The 21,087-nt window shown below is 63.8% G+C and carries 20 protein-coding genes; 14 read left to right on the forward strand and 6 right to left on the reverse strand.

From position 1 onward, the window contains the following. The first annotated feature begins 298 nt into the window (after positions 1–298). The 5 genes from mreC to ACLRDN_RS24260 all read left to right on the forward strand — a co-directional run bounded on the left by mreC (position 299) and on the right by ACLRDN_RS24260 (position 6,419). The gene (mreC, locus tag ACLRDN_RS24240) at positions 299–1,387 is read left to right on the forward strand and encodes a rod shape-determining protein MreC (protein WP_413458356.1); all 1,089 of its coding nucleotides are present in this window, start codon (positions 299–301) and stop codon (positions 1,385–1,387) included. Continuing rightward, positions 1,384–1,893 carry a rod shape-determining protein MreD gene (gene mreD / locus ACLRDN_RS24245; protein ID WP_034340686.1) on the forward strand — a complete coding sequence of 170 codons (510 nt, stop codon included), beginning with the start codon at positions 1,384–1,386 and terminating at the stop codon, positions 1,891–1,893. The genes mreC and mreD overlap by 4 nt, the downstream gene beginning before the upstream one ends. 19 nt (positions 1,894–1,912) lie before the next feature. Beyond that, the gene (gene mrdA / locus ACLRDN_RS24250) at positions 1,913–3,886 is read left to right on the forward strand and encodes a penicillin-binding protein 2 (protein ID WP_413458357.1); all 1,974 of its coding nucleotides are present in this window, start codon (positions 1,913–1,915) and stop codon (positions 3,884–3,886) included. A gap of 40 nt (positions 3,887–3,926) precedes the next feature. Then, positions 3,927–5,036, forward strand: coding sequence for a rod shape-determining protein RodA (gene rodA / locus ACLRDN_RS24255; RefSeq protein WP_413458358.1), 1,110 nt, complete (start codon positions 3,927–3,929; stop codon positions 5,034–5,036). A gap of 174 nt (positions 5,037–5,210) precedes the next feature. Next, positions 5,211–6,419 carry a septal ring lytic transglycosylase RlpA family protein gene (locus tag ACLRDN_RS24260; protein ID WP_413458359.1) on the forward strand — a complete coding sequence of 403 codons (1,209 nt, stop codon included), beginning with the start codon at positions 5,211–5,213 and terminating at the stop codon, positions 6,417–6,419. Positions 6,420–6,562: 143 nt separating this feature from the next. Here ACLRDN_RS24260 and rsmI read toward each other — a convergent pair whose 3' ends face one another. Next, the gene (gene rsmI, locus ACLRDN_RS24265; protein ID WP_413458360.1) at positions 6,563–7,483 is read right to left on the reverse strand and encodes a 16S rRNA (cytidine(1402)-2'-O)-methyltransferase; all 921 of its coding nucleotides are present in this window, start codon (positions 7,481–7,483) and stop codon (positions 6,563–6,565) included. Positions 7,484–7,496: 13 nt separating this feature from the next. Between rsmI and ACLRDN_RS24270 the strand changes: the two genes are divergently transcribed. From ACLRDN_RS24270 to ACLRDN_RS24295, 6 genes are all read left to right on the forward strand, one after another. Next, the gene (locus ACLRDN_RS24270; protein ID WP_413458361.1) at positions 7,497–8,762 is read left to right on the forward strand and encodes a penicillin-binding protein activator; all 1,266 of its coding nucleotides are present in this window, start codon (positions 7,497–7,499) and stop codon (positions 8,760–8,762) included. 7 nt (positions 8,763–8,769) lie between these two features. Continuing rightward, complete coding sequence (locus ACLRDN_RS24275) at positions 8,770–9,138, forward strand: YraN family protein (RefSeq protein ID WP_413458362.1); 369 nt, start codon at positions 8,770–8,772, stop codon at positions 9,136–9,138. A gap of 123 nt (positions 9,139–9,261) precedes the next feature. Next, complete coding sequence (locus ACLRDN_RS24280; protein WP_039782952.1) at positions 9,262–9,858, forward strand: phosphoheptose isomerase; 597 nt, start codon at positions 9,262–9,264, stop codon at positions 9,856–9,858. Beyond that, positions 9,851–10,510, forward strand: coding sequence for a BON domain-containing protein (locus ACLRDN_RS24285; protein ID WP_413458363.1), 660 nt, complete (start codon positions 9,851–9,853; stop codon positions 10,508–10,510). Before ACLRDN_RS24280 ends, ACLRDN_RS24285 begins: the two co-directional genes overlap by 8 nt. Before the next feature lie 166 nt (positions 10,511–10,676). Next, positions 10,677–11,201 (forward strand): peroxiredoxin family protein, encoded by a 525-nt coding sequence (locus tag ACLRDN_RS24290; RefSeq protein ID WP_034340016.1) that lies wholly within the window; start codon positions 10,677–10,679, stop codon positions 11,199–11,201. Between the two features lie 182 nt (positions 11,202–11,383). Beyond that, a complete protein-coding gene (locus tag ACLRDN_RS24295; RefSeq protein ID WP_413458364.1) occupies positions 11,384–11,884 on the forward strand; it encodes a LapA family protein in 501 nt (166 codons plus the stop codon). Between the two features lie 90 nt (positions 11,885–11,974). Here ACLRDN_RS24295 and pyrE read toward each other — a convergent pair whose 3' ends face one another. Then, positions 11,975–12,634 carry an orotate phosphoribosyltransferase gene (pyrE, locus tag ACLRDN_RS24300; protein ID WP_039783094.1) on the reverse strand — a complete coding sequence of 220 codons (660 nt, stop codon included), beginning with the start codon at positions 12,632–12,634 and terminating at the stop codon, positions 11,975–11,977. Positions 12,635–12,808: 174 nt separating this feature from the next. Between pyrE and ACLRDN_RS24305 the strand changes: the two genes are divergently transcribed. After that, positions 12,809–13,585, forward strand: a complete 777-nt coding sequence (locus tag ACLRDN_RS24305) for an exodeoxyribonuclease III (RefSeq protein WP_039790188.1) — start codon at positions 12,809–12,811, stop codon at positions 13,583–13,585. A gap of 87 nt (positions 13,586–13,672) precedes the next feature. Here ACLRDN_RS24305 and ACLRDN_RS24310 read toward each other — a convergent pair whose 3' ends face one another. From ACLRDN_RS24310 to dprA, 3 genes are all read right to left on the reverse strand, one after another. Beyond that, the gene (locus tag ACLRDN_RS24310; protein WP_413458365.1) at positions 13,673–16,351 is read right to left on the reverse strand and encodes a DNA topoisomerase III; all 2,679 of its coding nucleotides are present in this window, start codon (positions 16,349–16,351) and stop codon (positions 13,673–13,675) included. A gap of 402 nt (positions 16,352–16,753) precedes the next feature. Continuing rightward, positions 16,754–17,230 (reverse strand): DUF494 family protein, encoded by a 477-nt coding sequence (locus ACLRDN_RS24315; protein ID WP_413458366.1) that lies wholly within the window; start codon positions 17,228–17,230, stop codon positions 16,754–16,756. Between the two features lie 86 nt (positions 17,231–17,316). Continuing rightward, positions 17,317–18,462 (reverse strand): DNA-processing protein DprA, encoded by a 1,146-nt coding sequence (gene dprA / locus ACLRDN_RS24320; RefSeq protein WP_413458367.1) that lies wholly within the window; start codon positions 18,460–18,462, stop codon positions 17,317–17,319. A gap of 303 nt (positions 18,463–18,765) precedes the next feature. On the opposite strand from dprA, the gene def reads away from it, so the two are divergent. Then, entirely contained in the window at positions 18,766–19,284 is a 519-nt protein-coding gene (gene def, locus ACLRDN_RS24325; RefSeq protein WP_034339988.1) for a peptide deformylase, read from the forward strand. 109 nt (positions 19,285–19,393) lie between these two features. Here def and ACLRDN_RS24330 read toward each other — a convergent pair whose 3' ends face one another. After that, positions 19,394–20,458, reverse strand: a complete 1,065-nt coding sequence (locus ACLRDN_RS24330) for an MBL fold metallo-hydrolase (protein ID WP_413458368.1) — start codon at positions 20,456–20,458, stop codon at positions 19,394–19,396. 130 nt (positions 20,459–20,588) lie between these two features. Between ACLRDN_RS24330 and ACLRDN_RS24335 the strand changes: the two genes are divergently transcribed. Beyond that, entirely contained in the window at positions 20,589–21,002 is a 414-nt protein-coding gene (locus ACLRDN_RS24335; protein ID WP_008333608.1) for a MerR family transcriptional regulator, read from the forward strand. Positions 21,003–21,087: the final 85 nt, after the last annotated feature.

The following is a 21,087-nucleotide window of genomic DNA, read 5'->3' on the forward strand; positions in this document are numbered from 1 at the left end:
CAGAAAGTACAGCAGCATCAACGTACATGGGCCTGCCGGACAGCAGGCCCGGGCAGCAAAGCATGAACCGGCGGCGATGTACTGCCGGATGAGTGGGGAACCGAACCGTTCGATATGACGCCGTTCACACCTACCAGCCACAGGATGCGCACCCCGCGTGCGCATTCGATGCAGTGTCGGCGGGTGCGGGGTCGCCAGAGCGCCTCGGCTCCCCTTTTTGTTACCGTTTTCGACGCAGGAAGTGAGTTATCCGCCTGCAGCCGGTCACCTGATGTGACCCTGCAGTCGGCCTGACGCCATGGAAATCCCACCACTCTTCAAGCAGGGCGCTTCGGCCCGGGTGCGCGTGACCGTCTTTGCATTGATCTCGGTCGTGATGCTGGTGGTCGACGCCCGCATGCACGTGCTGGGCACGCTGCGCCAGGCGCTGGGCACGGCCCTCTATCCGTTCCAGACGGTGGCCATGGTGCCGCGCGACGCCTTCACCAATTCGTCCGAATACTTCTCTTCGCTGGCCTCGCTGCAGAAGGAAAACCGCGAGCTGCGCCAGCAGCAGATCGTCAACGCCCAGCTGATGCAGCAGGAACGCCTGCTGGCGGCCGAGAACGTGCAGCTGCGCAAGCTCCTGGACATGCAGCAGAAGGTGCCGGTCAAGTCCATCGTCGGCGAGATCCTCTACGATGCGCGCGATCCCTTCACCCGCAAGATCATCCTCAATCGCGGCTCGCAGCAGGGCGTCACGGCCGGCCAGCCGGTGATCGACGAGGTCGGCATCGTGGGCCAGGTGACGCGGGTATTCCCGTTCTCCTCCGAAGTGACGCTGCTGACCGACAAGGACCAGGCCATTCCGGTGCAGGTACTGCGCAACGGCCTGCGCAGCGTGGCCTACGGCCGCGGCCAGACCGGCGCGCTGGACCTGCGCTTCATGCCGGCCAACGCCGATATCCAGAAGGGTGACGTGCTGGTGACCTCGGGCATCGACGGTGTTTATCCGCCGGGCTTGTCGGTGGCCAGCGTGGCGCTGGTGGAAACCCGTTCGGCGGACTCCTTCGCCCGCATCGTGTGCCGTCCGCTGGCCGGCATCGACCGCCATCGCCAGCTGCTGATCCTGCTGGTGGAACCGAACCTGGCGCCGCGTCCGGAGCCGGACGTGATCGATGAAAAATCGGCCAAGCTCTTCAAGCGCCGCCTGCGTGACAGCACCCGCGACAACAGCGCCGAGGATGCCAACGCCACGCCCAAAGACAAGCCCGCCGAAGACCGCAAGGGCGCCGCCAACGTGACACCGCCGGCCAAGCCTGCGGCAGCGGCCGCTTCGGCTACCCCGGCCGCGCCGGCTGCAGCAGCAGCCACCGCCAAACCGGCCGCCAAGGAATCCGCACGATGAACAATCAATACATCCTCCTGCCGGCCAGCCCGCTGTTCATCGCCTTCAGCCTCATCGTGGCGTTCGTGCTGAACCTGATGCCCTGGGGGCAGATGGTCGGCGTGCCCGATTTCGTGGCGCTGGCGCTGGTGTTCTGGAACATCCACCAGCCGCGCAAGGTCGGCATCAGCGTGGCCTTCATGATGGGCCTGCTGATGGATGTGAACGAAGCCACGCTCCTGGGCGAGAACGCGCTGGCCTACACCCTGCTGTCGTACTTCGCCATCATGATCCACCGCCGCGTGCTGTGGTTCCCGCTGCGCACCCAGGCGCTGCACGTGCTGCCGCTGATGCTGCTGGCACAGGCGGTGCAACTGGTGATCCAGCTGCTGGTGACGGGCAAGTCGCCGGACTGGTTCTATTTCAGCGAGAGCCTGGTCTCGGCCCTGCTGTGGCCGGTGGTGAGCGTCCTGCTGCTGGCCCCGCAGCGCCGCGCGGTGGACCGCGACGAGAACCGCCCCATCTGAGGGGCCAGGTGCAAGCAGCATGACCGAATTCAAGAATACCGCGCATGAGCTGAGGCTGTTCCGGATGCGCCTGCTGGCCGCGAGCGTCCTGGTACTGGTGTGCTTCAGCCTGCTGCTGGCCCGTTTTTTGTGGCTGCAAGTGGTGCGCCACGACGCCTACGCCGCCCAGGCCGAGGAAAACCGCATCTCGGTGGTGCCCATCGTGCCCAACCGCGGCCTGATCCTGGACCGCAACGGCGTAGTGCTGGCGCGCAACTATTCGGCCTACACGCTGGAAATCACGCCCTCCAAGATCAAGACCAACATCGATGACCTCATCGATGAGCTTGGCACCATCGTGGAAATCCAGCAGCGCGACCGCCGCCGCTTCCGCCGCCTGCAGGAAGAATCCAAGAACTTCGAAAGCGTACCCATCCGTACCCGCCTCACCGATGAGGAAGTGGCCAAGTTCACCGCGCAACGCTATCGCTTTCCCGGCGTGGAAGTGCAGGCCCGCCTGTTCCGCCAGTATCCCTACGGCAAGACCGCCGCGCACGTGATCGGCTACATCGGCCGCATCAGCCAGCGCGATGCCGAGCGCATCGCCGACTCCGACGACGAAGCCAACTACAACGGCACCGACTACATCGGCAAGGAAGGCCTGGAAAAGAGCTACGAAAGCCAGCTGCATGGCACCACCGGCTACGAGGAAGTGGAAATCTCGGCCAGCGGACGCGCCGTGCGCTCGCTCTCGCGCACCCCGGCCACGCCCGGCAAGAACCTGATCCTGTCCATCGACATCGAGCTGCAGAAGGTGGTCGAAGAAGCCTTCGGCGACCAGAAGGGCGCGCTGGTGGCGATCAACCCGGCCACCGGCGACATCCTGGCCTATGTCTCCCAGCCCTCCTACGATCCCAACCTGTTCGTCGAAGGCATCGACCAGCAGAGCTGGGATGAGTTGAACAAGTCGCCCGACCGGCCGCTGCTGAACCGCCCGCTGTCGGGGCTCTATTCGCCCGGCTCGACCTACAAGCCCTTCATGGCGCTGGCCGCGCTGGAGCTGGGCCGTCGCCGTCCGCAGGATGCCATCCGCGATCCGGGCTTCTTCGTGCTGGGCAATCACCGCTTCCGCGACGACAAGGAAGGTGGCCACGGGGTGGTGGACATGTACCGTTCCATCGCCATTTCCTGCGATACCTATTACTACATGCTGGCCAATGACATGGGGGTCAATGCCATCCATGACTTCATGAAGCCCTTCGGTTTCGGCCAGATCACCGGCATCGACCTGGAGCACGAAAAGCGCGGCATCCTGCCCTCCACCGAGTGGAAGCGCACCGCCTTCCGCAAACCCGAGCAGAAGCGCTGGATCGCCGGCGATACCGTCTCGCTGGGCATCGGCCAGGGCTACAACAGCTTCACCCCGCTGCAACTGGCGCAGGCCACTGCCATCCTGGCCAACAATGGCGTGGTGATGAAGCCGCACCTGGTCAAGATCATCGAGGACGGGGTGTCCCACGAGCGCACCGAGACCGTGCCCAAGGAAAGCTACCGCATCCCGCTGAAGCAGGAAAACGTCGATTTCATCAAGCGCGCCATGGTGGGCGTGGTCAAGGAAGGCACGGGCGCGGCCGCCTTCCGGGGCGCGCCCTACGAGTCCGGCGGCAAGACCGGGACGGCGCAGGTGGTCAACATCGCCAAGAACCAGAAGTATGATTCCAAGAAGCTCTCGCGTATCTTCCATGACAACGGTCTCTACATCGGCTTTGCGCCGGCCGATGCGCCGCGCATCGCCATTGCGGCCGTGGTCGAGAACGGTGGCTGGGGCGCGGGCGTAGCCGCCCCGCTGGTGCGCAAGGCCATGGATTACTTCATGCTGGGCAAACGTCCCAATGAGCCGATCAAGTCGGTCGCGCCCGAGGTGGTGAGCCCGGATACCCCGGTCGAAGGTTCCACCTCCGAAGACGCCGGCAGCAGCAATACGCCGACCGTCCAGCCGGATGTGCAGGAATGAAGCCTGACATCGCAACAAGCAGTCCGCACAAGGAGCCGGCATGAGCCTGCAACGTCCGCCCCTGTGGCAAATCATCAAGCCGCACCTGACGGTGTTCGACGGCGCGCTGTCGCTGATCGTGTTCCTGATCCTGTCGGTGGGCATCGTCACCCTCTATTCGGCCGGCATGAACTTCCCCGGCCGGGTGGAAGACCAGCTGCGCAACATCCTGGTGGCCTTCATCGTCATGTGGGTGGCCGCCAACGTCTCGCCCCAGCTGCTGCTGCGGCTGGCCGTGCCGGTCTATACGGTGGGGGTGACGCTGCTCATCGCGGTGGCGCTGTTCGGCATCATCAAGAAGGGTTCGCGCCGCTGGCTCAACATCGGCATGGTGGTGCAGCCTTCCGAGATCATGAAGATCGCCATGCCGCTCATGCTGGCCTGGTACTTCCAGAAGCGCGAAGGCATGCTGCGCTGGGATGCCTTCGTGGTGGCGGCGATCCTGCTGCTGATCCCGGGCTTCCTGATCATCCGCCAGCCTGACCTGGGTACAGGTCTGCTGGTGCTGGCCGCCGGCTTCTACGTCATCTTCTTTGCCGGCCTGCCCTGGAAGATCCTGCTGGGACTCTTCGTGGCGGGTGCGGCCAGCCTGCCGGTGGTGTGGTCCTTCATGCACGACTACCAGCGCCAGCGTGTCATGATGCTCATCGACCCGACCTCCGATCCGCTGGGCAAGGGCTTCCACATCATCCAGTCCACCATTGCCATCGGCTCCGGGGGCGTCACCGGCAAGGGCTGGCTGATGGGCACCCAGACGCACCTGGAATTCATCCCGGAACGCACCACCGACTTCATCTTCTCGGTCTATTCGGAAGAGTTCGGGCTGATCGGCAACAGCGTGCTGCTGGTGCTGTACCTGCTGCTGATCGGGCGCGGCCTGATGATCACGGCCAATGCGCCCACGCTCTTCACGCGCCTGCTGGGCGGGGCGATCACGATGATCTTCTTCACCTATGCCTTCGTGAACATGGGCATGGTCAGCGGCATCCTGCCGGTGGTGGGCGTTCCGCTTCCCTTCATGAGCTATGGCGGCACCGCCCTGGTCACGCTGGGGCTGGGCGCGGGCATCCTGATGAGCATCCAGCGCCATCGCAAGCTGGTGCAAAGCTGATCCGGACGGCCGCTTTTCTTGTTGCCCAGATAGCAAGTTTGCGAGGATTCGTGAACTTGCTGTACTGACGAGTTGTCAGCCTCGGTGCATTGCAGTCTGGTATCGTTGCGAACATTCCGGCCGGGACCCGCAAGCACCAGGCCCCGCGCATCGACTGTTGACCAAGGACAGCCCATGGAAACACCCACTCTAGAGCATCACCACCCGCGCGCCTCACTGGGCCGCGCCCTGCGCTGGGGCACGCTGCTGCTGCCCTTGCTGCTGGCCGCCTGCGGCACACCCCAGCAGGCACCGCGCCAGACCGCGCAGGCGCCGGCCACTCCGACCAAGTCGGCGAGCACCCGCCCCTCCAATGTACCGGCGCTGCCGGCAGCCGGTTCCGGACGCGGCGGCTACTACAAGGATGACGGCCCGGGCGATCACATCCCCGACGGCCTTTTGGACGTGGCCGATGCCGAACCGCAGGTGGAGCCGGTCTCCAAGGCTGCCAGCCGGCCTTATGCGGTGTTCGGCAAGACCTACGTGCCGATCACGGACAGCAACCAGCCCTTCATCCAGCGCGGCGTGGGCAGCTGGTATGGCAAGAAATTCCATGGCCAGAAGACCTCTTCGGGCGAACTCTACGACATGTACAAGATGACGGCAGCCCACCCCACGCTGCCCATCCCGTCCTACGCCCGGGTGACCAACCTGAAGACCGGCAAGCAGGTCATCGTGCGCATCAATGACCGCGGCCCCTTCCACTCCAGCCGCATCATCGACCTCTCCTACACGGCCGCGCTCAAGCTCGGCTATCTGGGGACTGGCAGCAGCGAACTGGAAGTCGAGCGCATCTTGCCGGAAGAAGCCCAGCGCATGGCCGATGCACGCCGCAATGGCGGCGGCACCACGCTGGCGGCGGCCGATCCGATCAACCGGGCGGCCGATACCGGGGCCGGTGGCCAGGGTGTGTCCACCGGTGCAGTGGAAATCAATACGGTGAGCGCACAAAGCCTGCCGCCGCAGCCGACCGTGGCGGCCGTGCAGCCCATCAACGCCAGCACCAGCACCGCCGCCGGTGGCGCGGGCATGGCTGGTGGCGGCGGCATCATCAATGCCGTGGCCAGCGGCTCGGCCCCCTCGCCGGCCATGCCGCAAGCGGTGCCGCTGACGGCCGGGTATTACCTGCAGTTCGGTGCCTACTCGCAGGAAGCGAATGCCCTGGTGGCACGCGACAAGCTGCTGCCCAGCCTCTCCGGCATCGTCGACAGCATGCAGGCGGTGCAGGTCAACGGCCTCTATCGGCTCTATGCCGGCCCCTACCCGACCCGTCCGGCAGCGCAGAACGCGGCCACGCTGGTGCGCCAGCGCAGTGCCGGCACGCCGTTCATCGTGGAGCGCTGAGCCGCCTTCGGTTTTCGGGCATTTTCTTCATCCGCCCTGCAGAGGCATTTCAAGGCAGGGCGGTGGTGCGGGCGATGCAGGAGCGGCCCGCAAAAACCTTCATTTGATCGCAAAAACCGGCCGAACCGGGGGCTTGTGCGGCGTCAGGCGTCCTCGTCCTCATCCGCTTGCGCGCCTTGCCGGATCTGCAGGGCGCGTTCATACAAGGCGTTCTTTTTGTGGCCGGTGATCTGCGCGGCCAAGGCGGCGGCCTGCTTGACCGGCAACTCTTCCAGCAGGATGCGCAAGACGCGCTCGCCCTCGGCATCTTCCCCCTCGACCGGCTGCGCCCCTTCCAGCAAGACCACGAATTCCCCGCGCTGGCGGTTGGCATCCTGCTCCAGCCAGGCCACGGCCTCGCCCAGCGGGCAGCGGTGGATGTGCTCGAAGAGTTTGGTCAGCTCGCGCGCCAGCACCACCTGGCGCGCGGGCCCGAAGACCTGCAGCATGGACTGCACGGTCTCGACGATGCGGTGCGGAGCTTCATAGAACACCAGCGCGGCCTGCAGCGCGACCAACTCCTGCAGGGCAGTCTCACGCTGGCGGGTCTTGGCCGGGAGGAAGCCGACGAAGTGGAAGCGGGCATCGGTCAGGCCCGAAGCCGACAAGGCCGTCACCGCCGCCGAGGCGCCGGGCAAGGCGATGACCTGGAACCCTGCGGCGCGCACGGCGTCCACTACACGGGCGCCGGGGTCGGAGATGGCCGGGGTACCGGCATCCGAGACCAGGGCCACGCGCTGGCCGGCCTGCAGGCGTTCGATGATCTTGGCGGCGGCTTCGCGCTCGTTGTGTTCGTGGGTGGCCAGCAACTGCTTGGAAAGGCCATAACGCTGCAGCAACTGGCTGGTATTGCGGGTATCCTCGCAGGCCACCGCGTCAGCAATGGCCAGCACATGCAGGCCGCGCAGGGTGATGTCGCAGACGTTTCCGATGGGCGTGGCCAGCACATATAATGCCGACACCGGATAGCTTTGCTGGGCGGCATCCTGCAGGATGGAGGCGGCGACGCTGGAATTCTGATTCATTGGAGGGGGCGGGATGTTCACAAGTTGGAAGAAAATGACCGCGCAAGCGGCCCTGCTGGCAGGCATGCTGGCACCCTGGATGATGCCGGCTGGCGCCGCAGCAGCCGACAGTGTACCTCTGCTGGCCCAGGCTGCCACGCCTGGCACGGCCGACCCCGCCCCGCTGGCCCTGCCGCCGGGCACCTCCCCCGAGATGGAATCGGCTGCCATCGGCGCACCCGCCGCCCCGACACCTCCCGCTGCCCCGACACCGGTGCGCGTGGCCCTGCTGCTGCCCTCGCGCAGCGGTGCCTTCGGCGCGGCTTCCGATGCCGTGCGCACGGGCTTCCTGACGGCCTATTCGCGCCAGAAGGAAAATATCCAGCTGGCCATCGTCGAGACCGGCGACTCCGCGCCCGACATGCAGCGCGCCTATGACGACGCGTCCGCCAAGTTCGACATCGTGGTCGGCCCGCTCTCGCGCAGTGCCGTCACTGCCGTGGCGCAGAGTGGCCGCGTGAGCAAACCCACGGTGGCGCTGGCGCAGCCCGACATGAATGGCGAAACCGAATTGCAGTTGCCGCCGCAGATGCTGGCGGTGGGCCTGTCCATCGACGAGGAAGCACGCCAGGTCGCCAACTGGGTCGAGAAGGAAAAGGCCCCCGGCAAGATCTTCGCCATCTCCACCGGCACCGCCTGGCAGAAGCGCGCCGCCCGCTCCTTCCAGCTGCGCGCGCGCCAGCTCGGCCTGCAGGTGGAAACGCTGGAACTGAGCACGCCCTCCAACGCCCTCTCCGCCCCCGGCTTGGCGCAACTGGCCAAGCGCGTGGAGCAGGAAAAGCCGGCCCTGATCTTCGTCGCCCTGGATGCGGCGCAGACCGTGCAACTGCGCAGCGCCGTGGGCAACGAACTGCCGCTGTACGGCACTTCGCAGATCAATCCCTACACCCTCAAGCGCGACAACCCGAATGACAAACTGCCCGAGCTCGATGGCGTACGCCTCATCGACATCCCCTGGCAGCTGCAGCCGGACAACGTGGCCGTGGCCCGCTACCCGCGCCCGGCCGTCAATGACAACGAGCGCCCCAACCCCGACCTGGCGCGCCTGTACGCGCTGGGCATCGATGCCTACCGGGTGGCCTGGGGCATCGCCCAGAAGCAATCCGGCTTCGACATTGACGGCGTCACCGGCCGGCTGAGCGTGAACATGGTCAGCGGCGGCACTACCTTCTTCCAGCGCCAGGAAACCCAGGCCGTCTACCAGGATGGCTGGCCGGTGCCGATGGCCGACCAGTACTGAGGCCATCATGGCGCCTGGCAGCCTGCTGCGGCGCACGGCGCGCCAGCGTACCGGGGACGAGGGCGAAGACCGGGCGCTGACCTACCTCCAGGCGCAGGGCCTGCAGCTGGTGCAGCGCAATTTTCGCTGCAAGGGTGGCGAGATCGACCTGATCCTGCGTGAGGGCAGCACCATCGTCTTCGTGGAAGTGCGCGCCCGCGCCAGCAGCGCCTATGGCGGTGCGGCCGCCAGCGTCACGCCGGCCAAGCAGCGGCGCCTGCTGGTGGCCGCCCAGGTCTGGCTGCAGGGACAAGCGCGCCTGCCGGCCTGCCGCTTCGACGTGGTGACGGTCGAAGGCGGGCAGTTGCAGTGGTTGCGCAACGCCATCGAGGCCTGAGCAGCGTCCGTTTTGGCGCGACAGCGGGCCGCTGGCGTATCATGTGCGACCGGATTCCGGAAACTTCTCTTTACGAATTGCCCGGACTTGGCCGCGTTCAAGTCCTCTATAATCGCAGGCACTATGACAAATCCCCGCATCCTCGCCCATTTCCAGGAAAGCGCCGACCTGAAGATGAAGGCCGCCAGTGTTCTGGCCCAACCGATCGAACAGGCGATTGAACTAATGTTCACTGCACTGTCGAATGGCAACAAGATTCTTGCCTGTGGCAATGGCGGATCGGCCGCCGACAGCCAGCACTTCGCCGCCGAACTGGTGGGCCGCTTCGAACGCGAGCGCCTGCCGCTGCCGGCCCTGGCGCTGACCACCGATACGTCCATCCTCACCGCCGTGGGCAACGACTACAGCTACCAGGAAATCTTCTCGAAGCAAGTCCAGGCCTTCGGCCAGGCCGGCGATATCCTGCTGGCCTTCTCGACCTCCGGCAATTCGGGCAACATCCTGGCCGCCATCGAAGTGGCGCACGAACGCGACATGCGCGTGGTGGCCCTGACCGGCAAGGGTGGCGGCAAGATCGGCAAGATCCTGACCGACGCCGATGTGCATATCTGTGTACCGCATGAACGCACTGCGCGCATCCAGGAAGTGCATCTGGTGTCGCTGCACTGCATTTGCGACGGTATCGACGTCGCGCTTTTTGGAGATGATGCGAATGAATGATGCACGATCCTTGTTGACCCGCCTGCGCCGTCCGTTGGCGGCCGTGGCTCTCGGCGGCATGGTGGCCCTGAGCCTGCAGGGCTGTTTTGCGGTGTTTGCCGGCGGTGCGCTGGCCACCACCTTCGCCGCCACCGACCGCCGCACCCTGGGCGCGCAGACGGAAGACAAGTCCATCGTGGTCAAGGGCGAAGCCCGCATTCCCGAAGTGGTGGCCTCCGGCTCCCACGTCAACGTGACGGCCTTCAACCGCAAGGTGCTGCTCTCGGGCGAAGTGCCGGACGAAGCCTCCAAGGCCGCCGCCGAGCGTGAGACCAAGGCCATCCAGAACGTCGATACGGTCTACAACGAACTGCAGGTGGGCCCGTCCTCCAGCTTCGGTTCGCGTTCCAGCGATGCGCTCATCACCAGCAAGGTCCTGGCCAGCCTGGTGGACGACAAGACGCTGTACTCCAGCGCCTTCAAGATCACCACCGAACGCGGCATCGTCTACATGCTGGGCCGCGTGACCCAGCGTGAAGGCCAGCGTGCGGCCCAGATCGCCAGCGGCGTCTCCGGTGTGAACAAGGTCGTGACCCTGTTCGAATACATCACCGAGGAAGAGCTCAAGGACTACCAGCGCAAGCCGGCCAGCGAGAACAAGTCCACCAGCTGATGGCTGCTGCCTGGCTGATGCAGGTCAAACCGCCGGCGAGTCCGGCGGTTTTCACGTGCAGGCGCCGCCCGCAGGATTCTGCGGCGAGGTCTATAATGTTTCAGTCCAACGAGGCTGCCGCATGCAGTGGCAAGCCTCTTCCCGCAGTCCGAATCCGGAGTTTCCCATGCAAGCACAGGCCAACGCGCCCAAGAGCGGTCTCATGATCAAGCTGGCAGCCGTCCTGGTGGTGGCCGCTGTCGCCGCTTTCGCCTATTTCAAGGTCAATGCCGGCAACGCCGCGCCCGATGTCACCTTCACCAAGCTCGATGGCCAGCAGGTGGCACTGAAGGATTTGCGCGGCAAGGTGGTCATGGTCAATTTCTGGGCCACCAGCTGCACCACCTGCGTGGGCGAAATGCCGCAGATGATCGACACCTACAACAAGTTCAAGGACCGAGGCCTGGACTTCGTGGCCGTGGCCATGAGCTATGACCCGCCCAACTACGTGCTGAACTACACCGAAACCCGCAAGCTGCCCTTCAAGGTCGCGCTGGACCCGCAAGATACGCTGGCCAAGGCCTTCGGCGACGTCAAGCTGACCCCGACCACCTTCGTCATCGGCAAGGATGGCAACATCATCAAGCGCTATGTCGGCGAGCCGCAGTTCGCCGAATTGCACCAGTTGCTGGAAAAGGCGCTGGCGGCCTGAGCCCGAAGCGCTCGCCCCTCCCTGCTTGCAAGCCGGCTTGATGCCGGCTTTTTCATTTCCGATTGCTGGATGACAACTGCACGGAACATCCCCGTGCTTGCCGTAGTCCAAGATATTCATATTGTCGTCATGACAAGCGCTCGCGTGCCTCTGCCGACACCTTCACAACAAAGGAGGCTGACATGAAATTCCGGACCATTTTCCTCATCGTGCTGCTGGCGCTGGTCGCCATCTTCGCCGCCGTCAACTGGACGGCCTTCACGGCCACGACCACGCTCTCGCTGATCTACACCGAATTCCAGGCACCGCTGGGCGCGGTGATGCTGGGCGTGGTGGTGGTGCTGACGGCTTTCTTCCTGCTCTACATCCTGGCCCTGCAGACCAGCGTGATGCTGGAAAGCCGCCGCCTGACCAAGCAGCTGGAAGCCCAGCGCGCCCTGGCCGACCAGGCCGAGCATTCGCGTTTCAATGACCTGCGCGGCTACCTCAAGACCGAGCTGGAACAGCTGCAGCACCGCCAGACCGAACAGCAAACCCTGCTGGCACAGCGCCTGGATGCCTTGCAGCGTGACATCCACCAGCGCGTGGAACAGACCGAGAACGCCGTCGCGGCCCAGGTCGGAGAACTCGATGACCGCCTGCAGCGCCAGCGCGTGAGCGTCGTACCTCAGAATTTGGCGTAATTCTTCCAACGCGCACGTAAAAAAGGCTGGAACCTCGCGGATCCAGCCTTTTTCTTCATTTGATGCCTTTTAGGGGCATTTCCAGGGCACTTAGACGCCGTAACGGGTCCGATACGCTGCCACCGCATCCTTGTACTGGCTCAGGCGGGCATCGCCGCCGTTGGAGATGTACTCGAAGAGGTCATTGAGGTTGCCGATGGAGATGACCGGCATGCCGTATTCGCGCGCCACTTCCTGCACGGCCGACAGTTCGGAGAGCGCACCATCCTTGCCCGAGCGCTCCATGCGGTCCAGCGCGATCAGCACGGCGCAAGGGGTGGCGCCGGCGGCGCGGATCATGTCCACCGACTCGCGCACCGAGGTGCCGGCCGAGATAACGTCATCGATGATGACGACCTTGCCCTGCAGCTTGGCACCGACGATGGTACCGCCCTCGCCGTGGTCCTTGGCTTCCTTGCGGTTGAAGGCGAAGGGGACATTGCGGCCCATGCCGGCCAGCGCCACGGCGGTAGCCGAGGCCAGGGTGATGCCCTTGTAGGCGGGGCCGAACAGCATGTCATATTCCACCCCCGAATCCTGCAGGGTCTGGGCGTAGAAGCGGGCCACCTGGGCCAGGGTCGCGCCCTCGCTGAAGAGGCCGGCGTTGAAGAAGTAAGGCGAGGTACGGCCCGCCTTGGTGACGAATTCGCCAAAGCGCAGCACGCCGGCCGATACCGCGAATTCGATGAATTCCTGTCTCAAGTTGCTCACAATGCATTTCCCGGGAAGAGTCAAAACGGAAGGTGCGGACCGCGCCCGCTTGCCGCCAGGCAAGGCAGCGCGGTGGCAAAGCCTTCATCAGGCCGCCATTTTAAATGATTCATCCTATCGGTTATGCTACCGGCCTGATTGAACACACTTCTGCAGCAAGCAAACAGGACATCCATGCCAAAAATCGTCTCCGCCAACCTCAACGGAATCCGTTCGGCCGCCAAGAAGGGCTTCTTCGAGTGGCTGCAAAAGGAAGCGCCGGACTTCGTCTGCGTGCAGGAACTGAAGGCCCAGGCGGCCGACATGACCGAAGACTTCCTGGCCCCGGCCGGCTATGTCGGCCATTTCCACTATGCCCAGAAAAAGGGCTACTCGGGCGTGGGCGTCTACAGCCGCCGCCAGCCGGACTCGGTGCGCATCGGCTTCGGCAATACCGAATTCGATGACGAAGGCCGCTATGTCGAATGCGACTACGGCGACCTGACCGTGATCTCGCTCTATGCGCCCTCGGGTTCCTCCAGCGAGGAACGCCAGGAAGCCAAGTTCCGCTTCATGGAAGCCTTCCTGCCGCACCTGATGGAGTTGGAAAAGAGCGGCCGCGAAGTGGTCATCTGCGGCGACTGGAACATCGCCCACAAGGAAATCGACCTGAAGAACTGGAAGAGCAACCAGAAGAATTCAGGCTTCTTGCCGGAAGAACGTGCCTGGATGACGCGCATCTTCGACCAGCTGGGCCTGGTGGACGTGTACCGCCGCCTGCATCCGGAAACCACCGGCGAAGCCTACACCTGGTGGAGCAACCGTGGCCAGGCCTGGGCCAACAACGTGGGATGGCGTATCGATTACCACGTCTCCACGCCGGGCATTGCGGCCAAGGCGGTGAGTGCAGCGATCTACAAGGAACAGCGCTTTTCGGATCACGCGCCGTTGACGGTGGTGTACAGCGACTAAGCAGCCGCCGAACCAGATCGGCCTCGCCAACAAAAAGCCCTCGCACCGTGAAGTGCGAGGGCTTTGTCGTTTCTGGCCGCCAGAGAATCAGGCGTCCGGAGCCGCAGCCTTCTTCGGCGTCGCCTTGCGCAGGGCCGGCTTCTTGGCCGCTGCCGCCTTGGTCTTGGTGGCCGTGGTCTTGGCCGCCGTCTTGGTCGCCGTCTTCTTGGCGGCCGGCTTGGCTACTGCCTCGTCGGCACCGTCATCGGCTTCCGCTGCCGCCGCCTTGCCCTTGGCAGGTGCCTTGGCCTTGCGTTCCTCGAACTCGAAGCTGATCTTGCCATCCTTGCCCCGCACCAGGAAGGCCTTGAAAGGCCGGCGCGTCCGTTGCGAGATGAAGCCCGGCAGCAGGTCGGTCTTGCCGTCGTTGAGCAGCTTGCTCATCTGCTCCGGCAGGATTTCCTGCTGCAGGATGATGCGGCTGCTGCGGAAGTCGCAGGCCTTGGGCTTGGCCACGGTCTTCTCGCAGACATAGGCCAGGCCCATTTCATAGACGCCGCTGTTGCACTTGGGGCAGGCGCCCAGCGGAGTCTGCTCGCTGAAGTCTACCGGCTCGCCGCCTTCGCCGTCCGCCTGATCCTGGCCGAAGTCGAATTCCAGCTTGAAGTTCTTGATCTCTTCGTCGCGCGAAATCTTCAGGATGGCCGCAAACGGACGGCCCATCTTGGAGCGGAAGCCCTGCAGCGGACCGATGGTGCGGTTCTGCAGCAGCTCTTCCACTTCGGCAATTTCGAACTGGCGGCCACCGGGCACCTTGCTCATCGAGAATTCGCACTTGGTGCAGGCGAAGCGGCGGTAATTTTCCTTCACCACGCCGCCGCAGTTGGGGCAAGGCGTCTGCAGGGTCGCGTAGTCGCCGGGGATGGTGTCGTTGTCGTATTCCTTGGCGCGCTTGACGATGATCTGGGTCATCTGCGCGATCTCGCGCATGAACTCGTCACGGCTGATCTTGCCGCGCTCCATCTGGGCCAGCTTGTGTTCCCACTCGCCGGTCAGTTCGGGTTCGGTCAGTTCATCCACGCCCAGGCCATGCAGCAGCGTCATCAGCTGGAAGGCCTTGGCGGTCGGCATCATCTCGCGGCCTTCGCGCAGCAGGTATTTTTCGTTCAGCAGGCCTTCGATGATGGCCGCGCGCGTGGCTGGCGTGCCCAGGCCCTTGCCGGCCATGGCTTCACGCAGCTCGTCCGAATCCACCAGCTTGCCCGCGCCTTCCATGGCCGACAGCAGCGTGGCTTCGGTGTAGCGGGCCGGCGGCTTGGTGACCAGGCCGTTGGCGGTGACCTTGTCGGTCTTGACCTTCTCGCCCGGGGCCACGGCCACCAGGTTGCCGCTGCCTTCCTTGTCCTTGTCGTCTTCCTCGACCTGCTTGCCGTAGATGGCCAGCCAGCCGGGGTTGATCATGACTTTGCCTTCGCTCTTGAACTGGTGGCCCGACACTTCCGTGAAGCGGGTGGTCACCTGGAACTCGGCCGGCGGGAAGAACACCGCCATGAAGCGGCGCGTCACCAGGTCGTAGAGCTTCTGTTCCGGCTCCGACAGGTTCTTGGGCACCTGGGTGGTCGGGATGATGGCGAAGTGGTCGCTGATCTTGGTGTTGTCGAAGATGCGCTTGTTGGGCTTGACCCAGCCTTGCTTCAAGATCTGCTTGGAGAACTGGTGGTAGTTGTTGTTCTCCGCCAGCGCCTCCATGGTGTCCTTGACCGTGTTGATGTAGTCCTCGGGCAGGTGGCGCGAGTCGGTACGCGGATAGGTCAGCACCTTGTGCTTTTCATACAGCGCCTGGGCCAGGCCCAGGGTGTTCTTGGCCGAGAAGCCGAAGCGCGAGTTGGCCTCGCGCTGCAGGCTGGTCAAATCGAACAGGCCCGGCGACATCTGCGTGGTCGGCTTGGATTCCTCGGTGACATTGCCCGGCTTGTCGCGGCAGGCGGCCACGATGGAGTCGGCTGCGGCTTTGCTCCACAGGCGCTCGGGACGCTTCTCGGGATCGGCTTCATCCTTCTTGTGGCCCTTGTCCAGCCAGCGGCCCTTGTAGATGCCGGCGGCGCAGACGAATTCGGCGTGCACTTCCCAATAGTCGCGCGGGATGAACTTCTTGATCTTCTCTTCACGTTCGACCACGATGGACAGGGTCGGCGTCTGCACGCGGCCCACGGTGGTCAGGTAGAAGCCGCCTTCCTTGGAGTTGAAGGCGGTCATGGCGCGGGTGCCGTTGATGCCGATGAGCCAGTCGGCTTCGCTGCGGCAGCGCGCGGCATTGGCCAGCGGGAGCATTTCTTCATCATCGCGCAGATGGGAGAAGCCCTCGCGGATGGCGCCAGGCGTCATCGATTGCAGCCACAGGCGCTTCACCGGCTGCTTGGCCTTGGTGTATTGCGCGATCAGACGGAAGATCAGTTCACCTTCGCGGCCCGCGTCACATGCGTTGATGAGGGTGGTCACATCCTTGCGCTTGATGAGCTTGGAGAGCACCTTCAGGCGCGACTCGGTCTTGGCGATCGGATTGAGTGCAAAGTGCGGCGGAATCATCGGCAGGTGGGTAAAACTCCACTTGCCGCGCTTGACGTCGTATTCCTCGGGGACTGCGATTTCCAGCAGGTGACCGACGGCCGAGGACAGGATGTACTCGTCGGATTCGAAATACTCATCGTGCTTGGTGAAGCCGCCGAGCGTCTTCGCGATGTCGTTCGCGACAGAGGGCTTCTCGGCAATGATGAGGGTCTTGCTCATAGGTATGGGTCTCGGTGGTGAGAGGTCAGTTGCTGGTGTGCTGCGGGAGTTTCATCAGCCTCACGTGGGGCCGGACTGCTCCGAAACAACACCATGCCATCCCAGGCGGTCAACGATAGGCGGCGGCAAGCTACGCAAGTGGCCGGCGTTTCATTGCCTGTGGACAACGGAATTTTTATATAGTAGCCAATATCGGGCCAATGCGGGGGAATGATAAGCGTGATGCAAATGAAACGGCAAGCACAAGGGCTTGCCGTTTCGGTGATTCATGCGCTTTCGGCGGCTTTTATGTTCATTCATGCCGATTTGGCTTGAAATGAAGCAACAGCGCCGGGATGCGGCGTCAGCACGTTGTCAGCAAGGCTCCCTCCCAGCCCTGTCGCTCGTGCCAGGCCGGTGCGTTCAGTGCAGCAGGCGCGGTTCGGTATCGTCTTCGTCGAGGAACAGTTCCTCGAACATCAGGCCGTCCGGTTCTTTGCCCTGGCTCCACAGCACCATCAATACGATGACCTTGAGCTTTTCCAGGGTGATCGGCGATTCGCCGGCGGCCAGGGCGCGCTCGACGACGATCTCGCGCTGGATCGGGTCCAGCATCTTGGCCGATTCGAGGAACTGGATGAAACCGATGGCTTCCACGCCCAGAATGTCACTTTCCTGGGTCGCATAGATGCGCGTACCGAAGGAAAAGGCGGTCTGTCGGGGATAGTTGTCGGCGAATTCGTGATTGGCGACTTCAAGATCCGTCAGCCATCCGAGTGCCTGGGAGATTTCATCTTCTTCGAAACCGATCGCGGACAACTTTTTGACGAGCGCCTCGGGTTCGGGGCAGGCATCAGGGCGATAGTAGGTTTCGTACAGGTAAACGAGGACATCAAACATGTTCGTACTCTATCGCGAAGGTTATGAATGTACAAGTCAGCCAAGGCCAGTATGGCAGGATTTGCGGCGCTGCGGGGATAATTTCTTCACACGATGCGGCGATAACGTGCACCCGGCAGCAGCTCCACCCAACCCTGCAGTTCCAAGGTTAGCAAACTCCCTGCCAGGCCCGCTGCATCAAGGCCGCAGCGCAACGCGAGGGTATCGGCATCGACCGGGTCATGGCCCAGGCTCTGCAATAACTGTTGGCTTGCCGCATCGAGCTCTTCCGTAGTGCGAGATGAAGTTGCCTGCACGACAGCTTGCTGCTTCGGCAACGTCGACCAGCCGGGCAGCTCATCGAGGATATCCTGCGTGGTCTCCACCAGCTTGGCGCCTTGGCGGATCAGCTGATGGCAGCCTTTGGACAGCGGCGCGTGGATGGAACCGGGGATGGCGAACACATCGCGCCCCTGCTCGGCTGCCATGCGCGCGGTGATGAGCGAACCCGATTGCGCCGCCGCCTCCACCACCAGCACGGCGCGCGAGATGCCCGAGATCAGGCGGTTGCGGCGAGGAAAGTTGGCCGCCAGCGGCGGCGTGCCCAGCGCATATTCGCTGACGATGCAGCCGCCCTCGGCGATGCGCTGTGCCAGTGCGCGATTGCGCTGCGGATAATTCAGGTCGATGCCGGTGCCGATGACGGCCACCGTCGAGCCCGGCCCGGCCAATCCGCCCGCATGCGCCGCTGCGTCGATGCCCAGCGCAAGTCCCGAGACGATGGTGATGCCCCCCCGGCTGAGCTCCTCCGAAAACCGGCCCGCATGCTGCACGCCCTGGGCCGTGGCATTGCGGCTGCCCACCACCGCCAGCGCATTGCCCGACAGCAGGGCCGGATTGCCGCGCACGTAGAGCAACAAGGGAGGATCGGCAATCTGCAGCAATCCCGGCGGATAGCTTGCATCGGCCAGCGTGATGACGGATTGCCCCGGCACCCGCGCCCAGGCCAGCGTGGCGGCGATGCGCTCGCGCTGCTGTGCGGTCGGCGCGCACACCAGGCGGGCCGCCACCGGGGCCGGCACCACCGCCCGCAAGGCCACCTGATCGGCCTGCCAGATGCCCTGCGGCAAACCGAACACCGCCAGCAGCCGGCGCGCCAGCACCGGCCCGATGCCCTCGGTCATGGCCAGGCGCAGCCAGGCAGCCAGTTCTGTGGCCGGATCGGCAATATCATCGTGGAAAGGCTCTTGCATGGCGACCTATGAAGTGTTGTACATCGGCCGCCCGCTCAAGGCCGTGCGGCGCGGCTCTCCGGGCGGGCCTGTGGCGGGCTGTGATACACTTTTCCGAAAAACGGGAATCTCCTGGCCGCCGCGCCACGCCGCACAGGCCTGCCAGGACCGGCATTGTGCGGTGGCCGTGCTTGAAGCGTCGCGCTTCGGCCGCATTTACATGACAAATCCCGAAATGAATTTCCCGCACGCTCGCAAAATGACGAGATCCGGCCCGAACCAGGTCCCCCGAGACCGAACCCCAAGCTTACCGAGAACACACGTATGGCCCTGCTGAACATCCTCCGTTATCCCGATCCGCGCCTGCACAAGGTTGCCGTCCCCGTGACCGTCTTCGACGAGCGCATCAAGAAGCTGGTGGCCGACATGGCCGAGACCATGTATGCCGCCCCCGGCGTGGGCCTGGCCGCCAGCCAGGTGGATGTGCATGAACAGGTGGTGGTCATCGACGTCTCCGATGAAGGCAAGAACCTGCAGGTCTTCATCAACCCCGAGATCCTCTGGGCCAGCGAAGAAAAGCGCGTCTATGACGAAGGCTGCCTGTCGGTGCCCGGCATCTACGATGGCGTGGAACGTCCGGCCCGCGTGAAGGTGCGCGCTTTTGATGCCGACGGCAAGGCCTTCGAGGTCGATGCCGATGATCTGCTGGCCGTGTGCATCCAGCACGAGATGGATCACCTGAAGGGCAAGGTCTTCGTCGAATACCTGTCGCCGTTGAAGCGCAACCGCATCAAGACCAAGCTGCAGAAGGAAGAGCGCGAGATGAAGAAGAAGGCGGGCTGACACGCCGCCCACATCTGAGATAAAAAAATAACGCCGGCCGGGTCATCCCCGCCGGCGTTTTTCATTGATGCGTCATCTGCATCAATGCCATCGATTGATGCAGGAAGACTTACACCGCCACAAACCGATACACCCCATCCTCCCCCAGCAAGCGTTTCACCGCGCCGTCATACCAGAGCTTGTGCAAGTGCGCCACGGCCTCGCCCAGCGCAAAGGACAGCTGATGCGTATCCAGCGGCCGCTTGAACATCACCGGCAGGATATCCACGCCCGTCTGCGGTGTGGCACAGGCCTCCAGCACTTCGGCCAGCCGCTCGCGGTGATGGTCGTTCAACTGCTGGATACGGGTATGCAAGCCACGGAAGGGCTTGCCATGCGAAGGCAGCACCAGCACATCGGCCGGCAGGTGCGTGTATTTCGCCAGCGAATCCAGATACTGCTGCACCGGATTGCTCTCCGGCTCGATCGCAAACACCGACACATTCGTGGAGATGCGCGGCAAAACCATGTCCCCCGAAATGAGCACATTCAGCGCCGCGCAATACAGCGACACGTGCTCCGGCGAATGCCCGAACCCGGTGATGATTTCCCAGTCCCGTCCACCGATGCGCACCGCGTGGCCATCCTGCATGCGGTGATACGCACGCGGCACCGCCGGCACCAGGTCCTGGTAATACGTATTGCGCCCTTGCAGCGTGGCCACCGTCTCCGGATCAGCCAGGCCATGCCGCTGGAAATGCGGCGTGGACGCCGTCCCCTCGGCCCCCGGCAAGGCCGCCGACATCACGCGCGCAAAGGCGTAATCACCGGTACTCATCCAGAGCGGCGCCTGCCAGCGCTGGCACAGCCAGTCGGCCAGGCCTACGTGATCGGGATGGCAATGCGTGACCAGCACGCGCAGGATAGGCAAGCCATCGAGTTCTTCGGTGAAGATGCGCTCCCAGGCCGTGCGCGTGTCATCGGTGGCGATGCCGCAATCGACCACGGTCCAGCCGCGCTGGCGGCCTTGCGGGGTGTCGAGCTCGTCTTGCAGCAACCACAGGTTGATGTGATTCAGGGCAAAGGGCAGCCCCATGCGCAGCCAGCGCACGCCCGGTGCCACCTCCATGGTGTGGCCGGTGTCGGGCAGGGTGTCGCCGAAGGCGTAGTCAAGCTGGGATTCAAGAGCATTCATCAGTAAGCCTGGCGATCATCAAGAGGGAGGTCAAAGGCGTCGCACCAGCCCTGCATTTTTTGCTGGACGACAGGGCACAATATACTTTACGTTAACGTAAAGTGCCAGACCAACCCAATCCATCCCGTCCATGCCAACCTACACCATCACCGAACTGGCGGAAGAATTCGCGATCACGCCGCGCGCGATCCGGTTCTACGAAGACCACGGCATCCTCAATCCCAAGCGCGAGGGGGTGGGCGGCCGGCATCGCGTCTATCCGGCGCGCGAGCGCACGCGCCTGAAGCTCACGCTGCGCGGCAAGCGCCTGGGCTTTACGCTGGCCGAGATCAAGGACCTCATCGACATGTATGAGTCGCCCAAGGATACGCAGCCGCAGCTGCAGCGCTTCCTGGGCCTGCTGCAACAGCATCGCGAAAAACTGGAACAGCAGCGCGAAGACCTCGAACTGACCCTCTCCGAAATCGCCGCCCACGAAGAGGAATGCCGGCAACTGCTGGCCGATGCCAAACCGAAGAGCAAACGCAAGGCGGTGGCGGCCTGACGCAAACGGCATTTCGCAACGCACAGATCGTCTTCATTGACGTTAACGTCAAGCAACAGCAATCGTTCCACATCACAACAAGAAT

It is taken from the genome of Herbaspirillum huttiense (genome assembly GCF_047300815.1).
Lineage (GTDB): Bacteria > Pseudomonadota > Gammaproteobacteria > Burkholderiales > Burkholderiaceae_D > Herbaspirillum > Herbaspirillum huttiense_A.

Bases quoted from the DNA above. Each gene is read 5' to 3' on its own strand.
- mreC (WP_413458356.1), top strand. From the start codon at position 299: ATGGAAATCCCACCACTCTTCAAGCAGGGCGCTTCGGCCCGGGTGCGC.
- mreD (WP_034340686.1), top strand. From the start codon at position 1,384: ATGAACAATCAATACATCCTCCTGCCGGCCAGCCCGCTGTTCATCGCC.
- mrdA (WP_413458357.1), top strand. From the start codon at position 1,913: ATGACCGAATTCAAGAATACCGCGCATGAGCTGAGGCTGTTCCGGATG.
- rodA (WP_413458358.1), top strand. From the start codon at position 3,927: ATGAGCCTGCAACGTCCGCCCCTGTGGCAAATCATCAAGCCGCACCTG.
- ACLRDN_RS24260 (WP_413458359.1), top strand. From the start codon at position 5,211: ATGGAAACACCCACTCTAGAGCATCACCACCCGCGCGCCTCACTGGGC.
- rsmI (WP_413458360.1), bottom strand. From the start codon at position 7,483: ATGAATCAGAATTCCAGCGTCGCCGCCTCCATCCTGCAGGATGCCGCC.
- ACLRDN_RS24270 (WP_413458361.1), top strand. From the start codon at position 7,497: ATGTTCACAAGTTGGAAGAAAATGACCGCGCAAGCGGCCCTGCTGGCA.
- ACLRDN_RS24275 (WP_413458362.1), top strand. From the start codon at position 8,770: ATGGCGCCTGGCAGCCTGCTGCGGCGCACGGCGCGCCAGCGTACCGGG.
- ACLRDN_RS24280 (WP_039782952.1), top strand. From the start codon at position 9,262: ATGACAAATCCCCGCATCCTCGCCCATTTCCAGGAAAGCGCCGACCTG.
- ACLRDN_RS24285 (WP_413458363.1), top strand. From the start codon at position 9,851: ATGAATGATGCACGATCCTTGTTGACCCGCCTGCGCCGTCCGTTGGCG.
- ACLRDN_RS24290 (WP_034340016.1), top strand. From the start codon at position 10,677: ATGCAAGCACAGGCCAACGCGCCCAAGAGCGGTCTCATGATCAAGCTG.
- ACLRDN_RS24295 (WP_413458364.1), top strand. From the start codon at position 11,384: ATGAAATTCCGGACCATTTTCCTCATCGTGCTGCTGGCGCTGGTCGCC.
- ACLRDN_RS24305 (WP_039790188.1), top strand. From the start codon at position 12,809: ATGCCAAAAATCGTCTCCGCCAACCTCAACGGAATCCGTTCGGCCGCC.
- ACLRDN_RS24310 (WP_413458365.1), bottom strand. From the start codon at position 16,351: ATGAGCAAGACCCTCATCATTGCCGAGAAGCCCTCTGTCGCGAACGAC.
- ACLRDN_RS24315 (WP_413458366.1), bottom strand. From the start codon at position 17,230: ATGTTTGATGTCCTCGTTTACCTGTACGAAACCTACTATCGCCCTGAT.
- dprA (WP_413458367.1), bottom strand. From the start codon at position 18,462: ATGCAAGAGCCTTTCCACGATGATATTGCCGATCCGGCCACAGAACTG.
- def (WP_034339988.1), top strand. From the start codon at position 18,766: ATGGCCCTGCTGAACATCCTCCGTTATCCCGATCCGCGCCTGCACAAG.
- ACLRDN_RS24330 (WP_413458368.1), bottom strand. From the start codon at position 20,458: ATGAATGCTCTTGAATCCCAGCTTGACTACGCCTTCGGCGACACCCTG.
- ACLRDN_RS24335 (WP_008333608.1), top strand. From the start codon at position 20,589: ATGCCAACCTACACCATCACCGAACTGGCGGAAGAATTCGCGATCACG.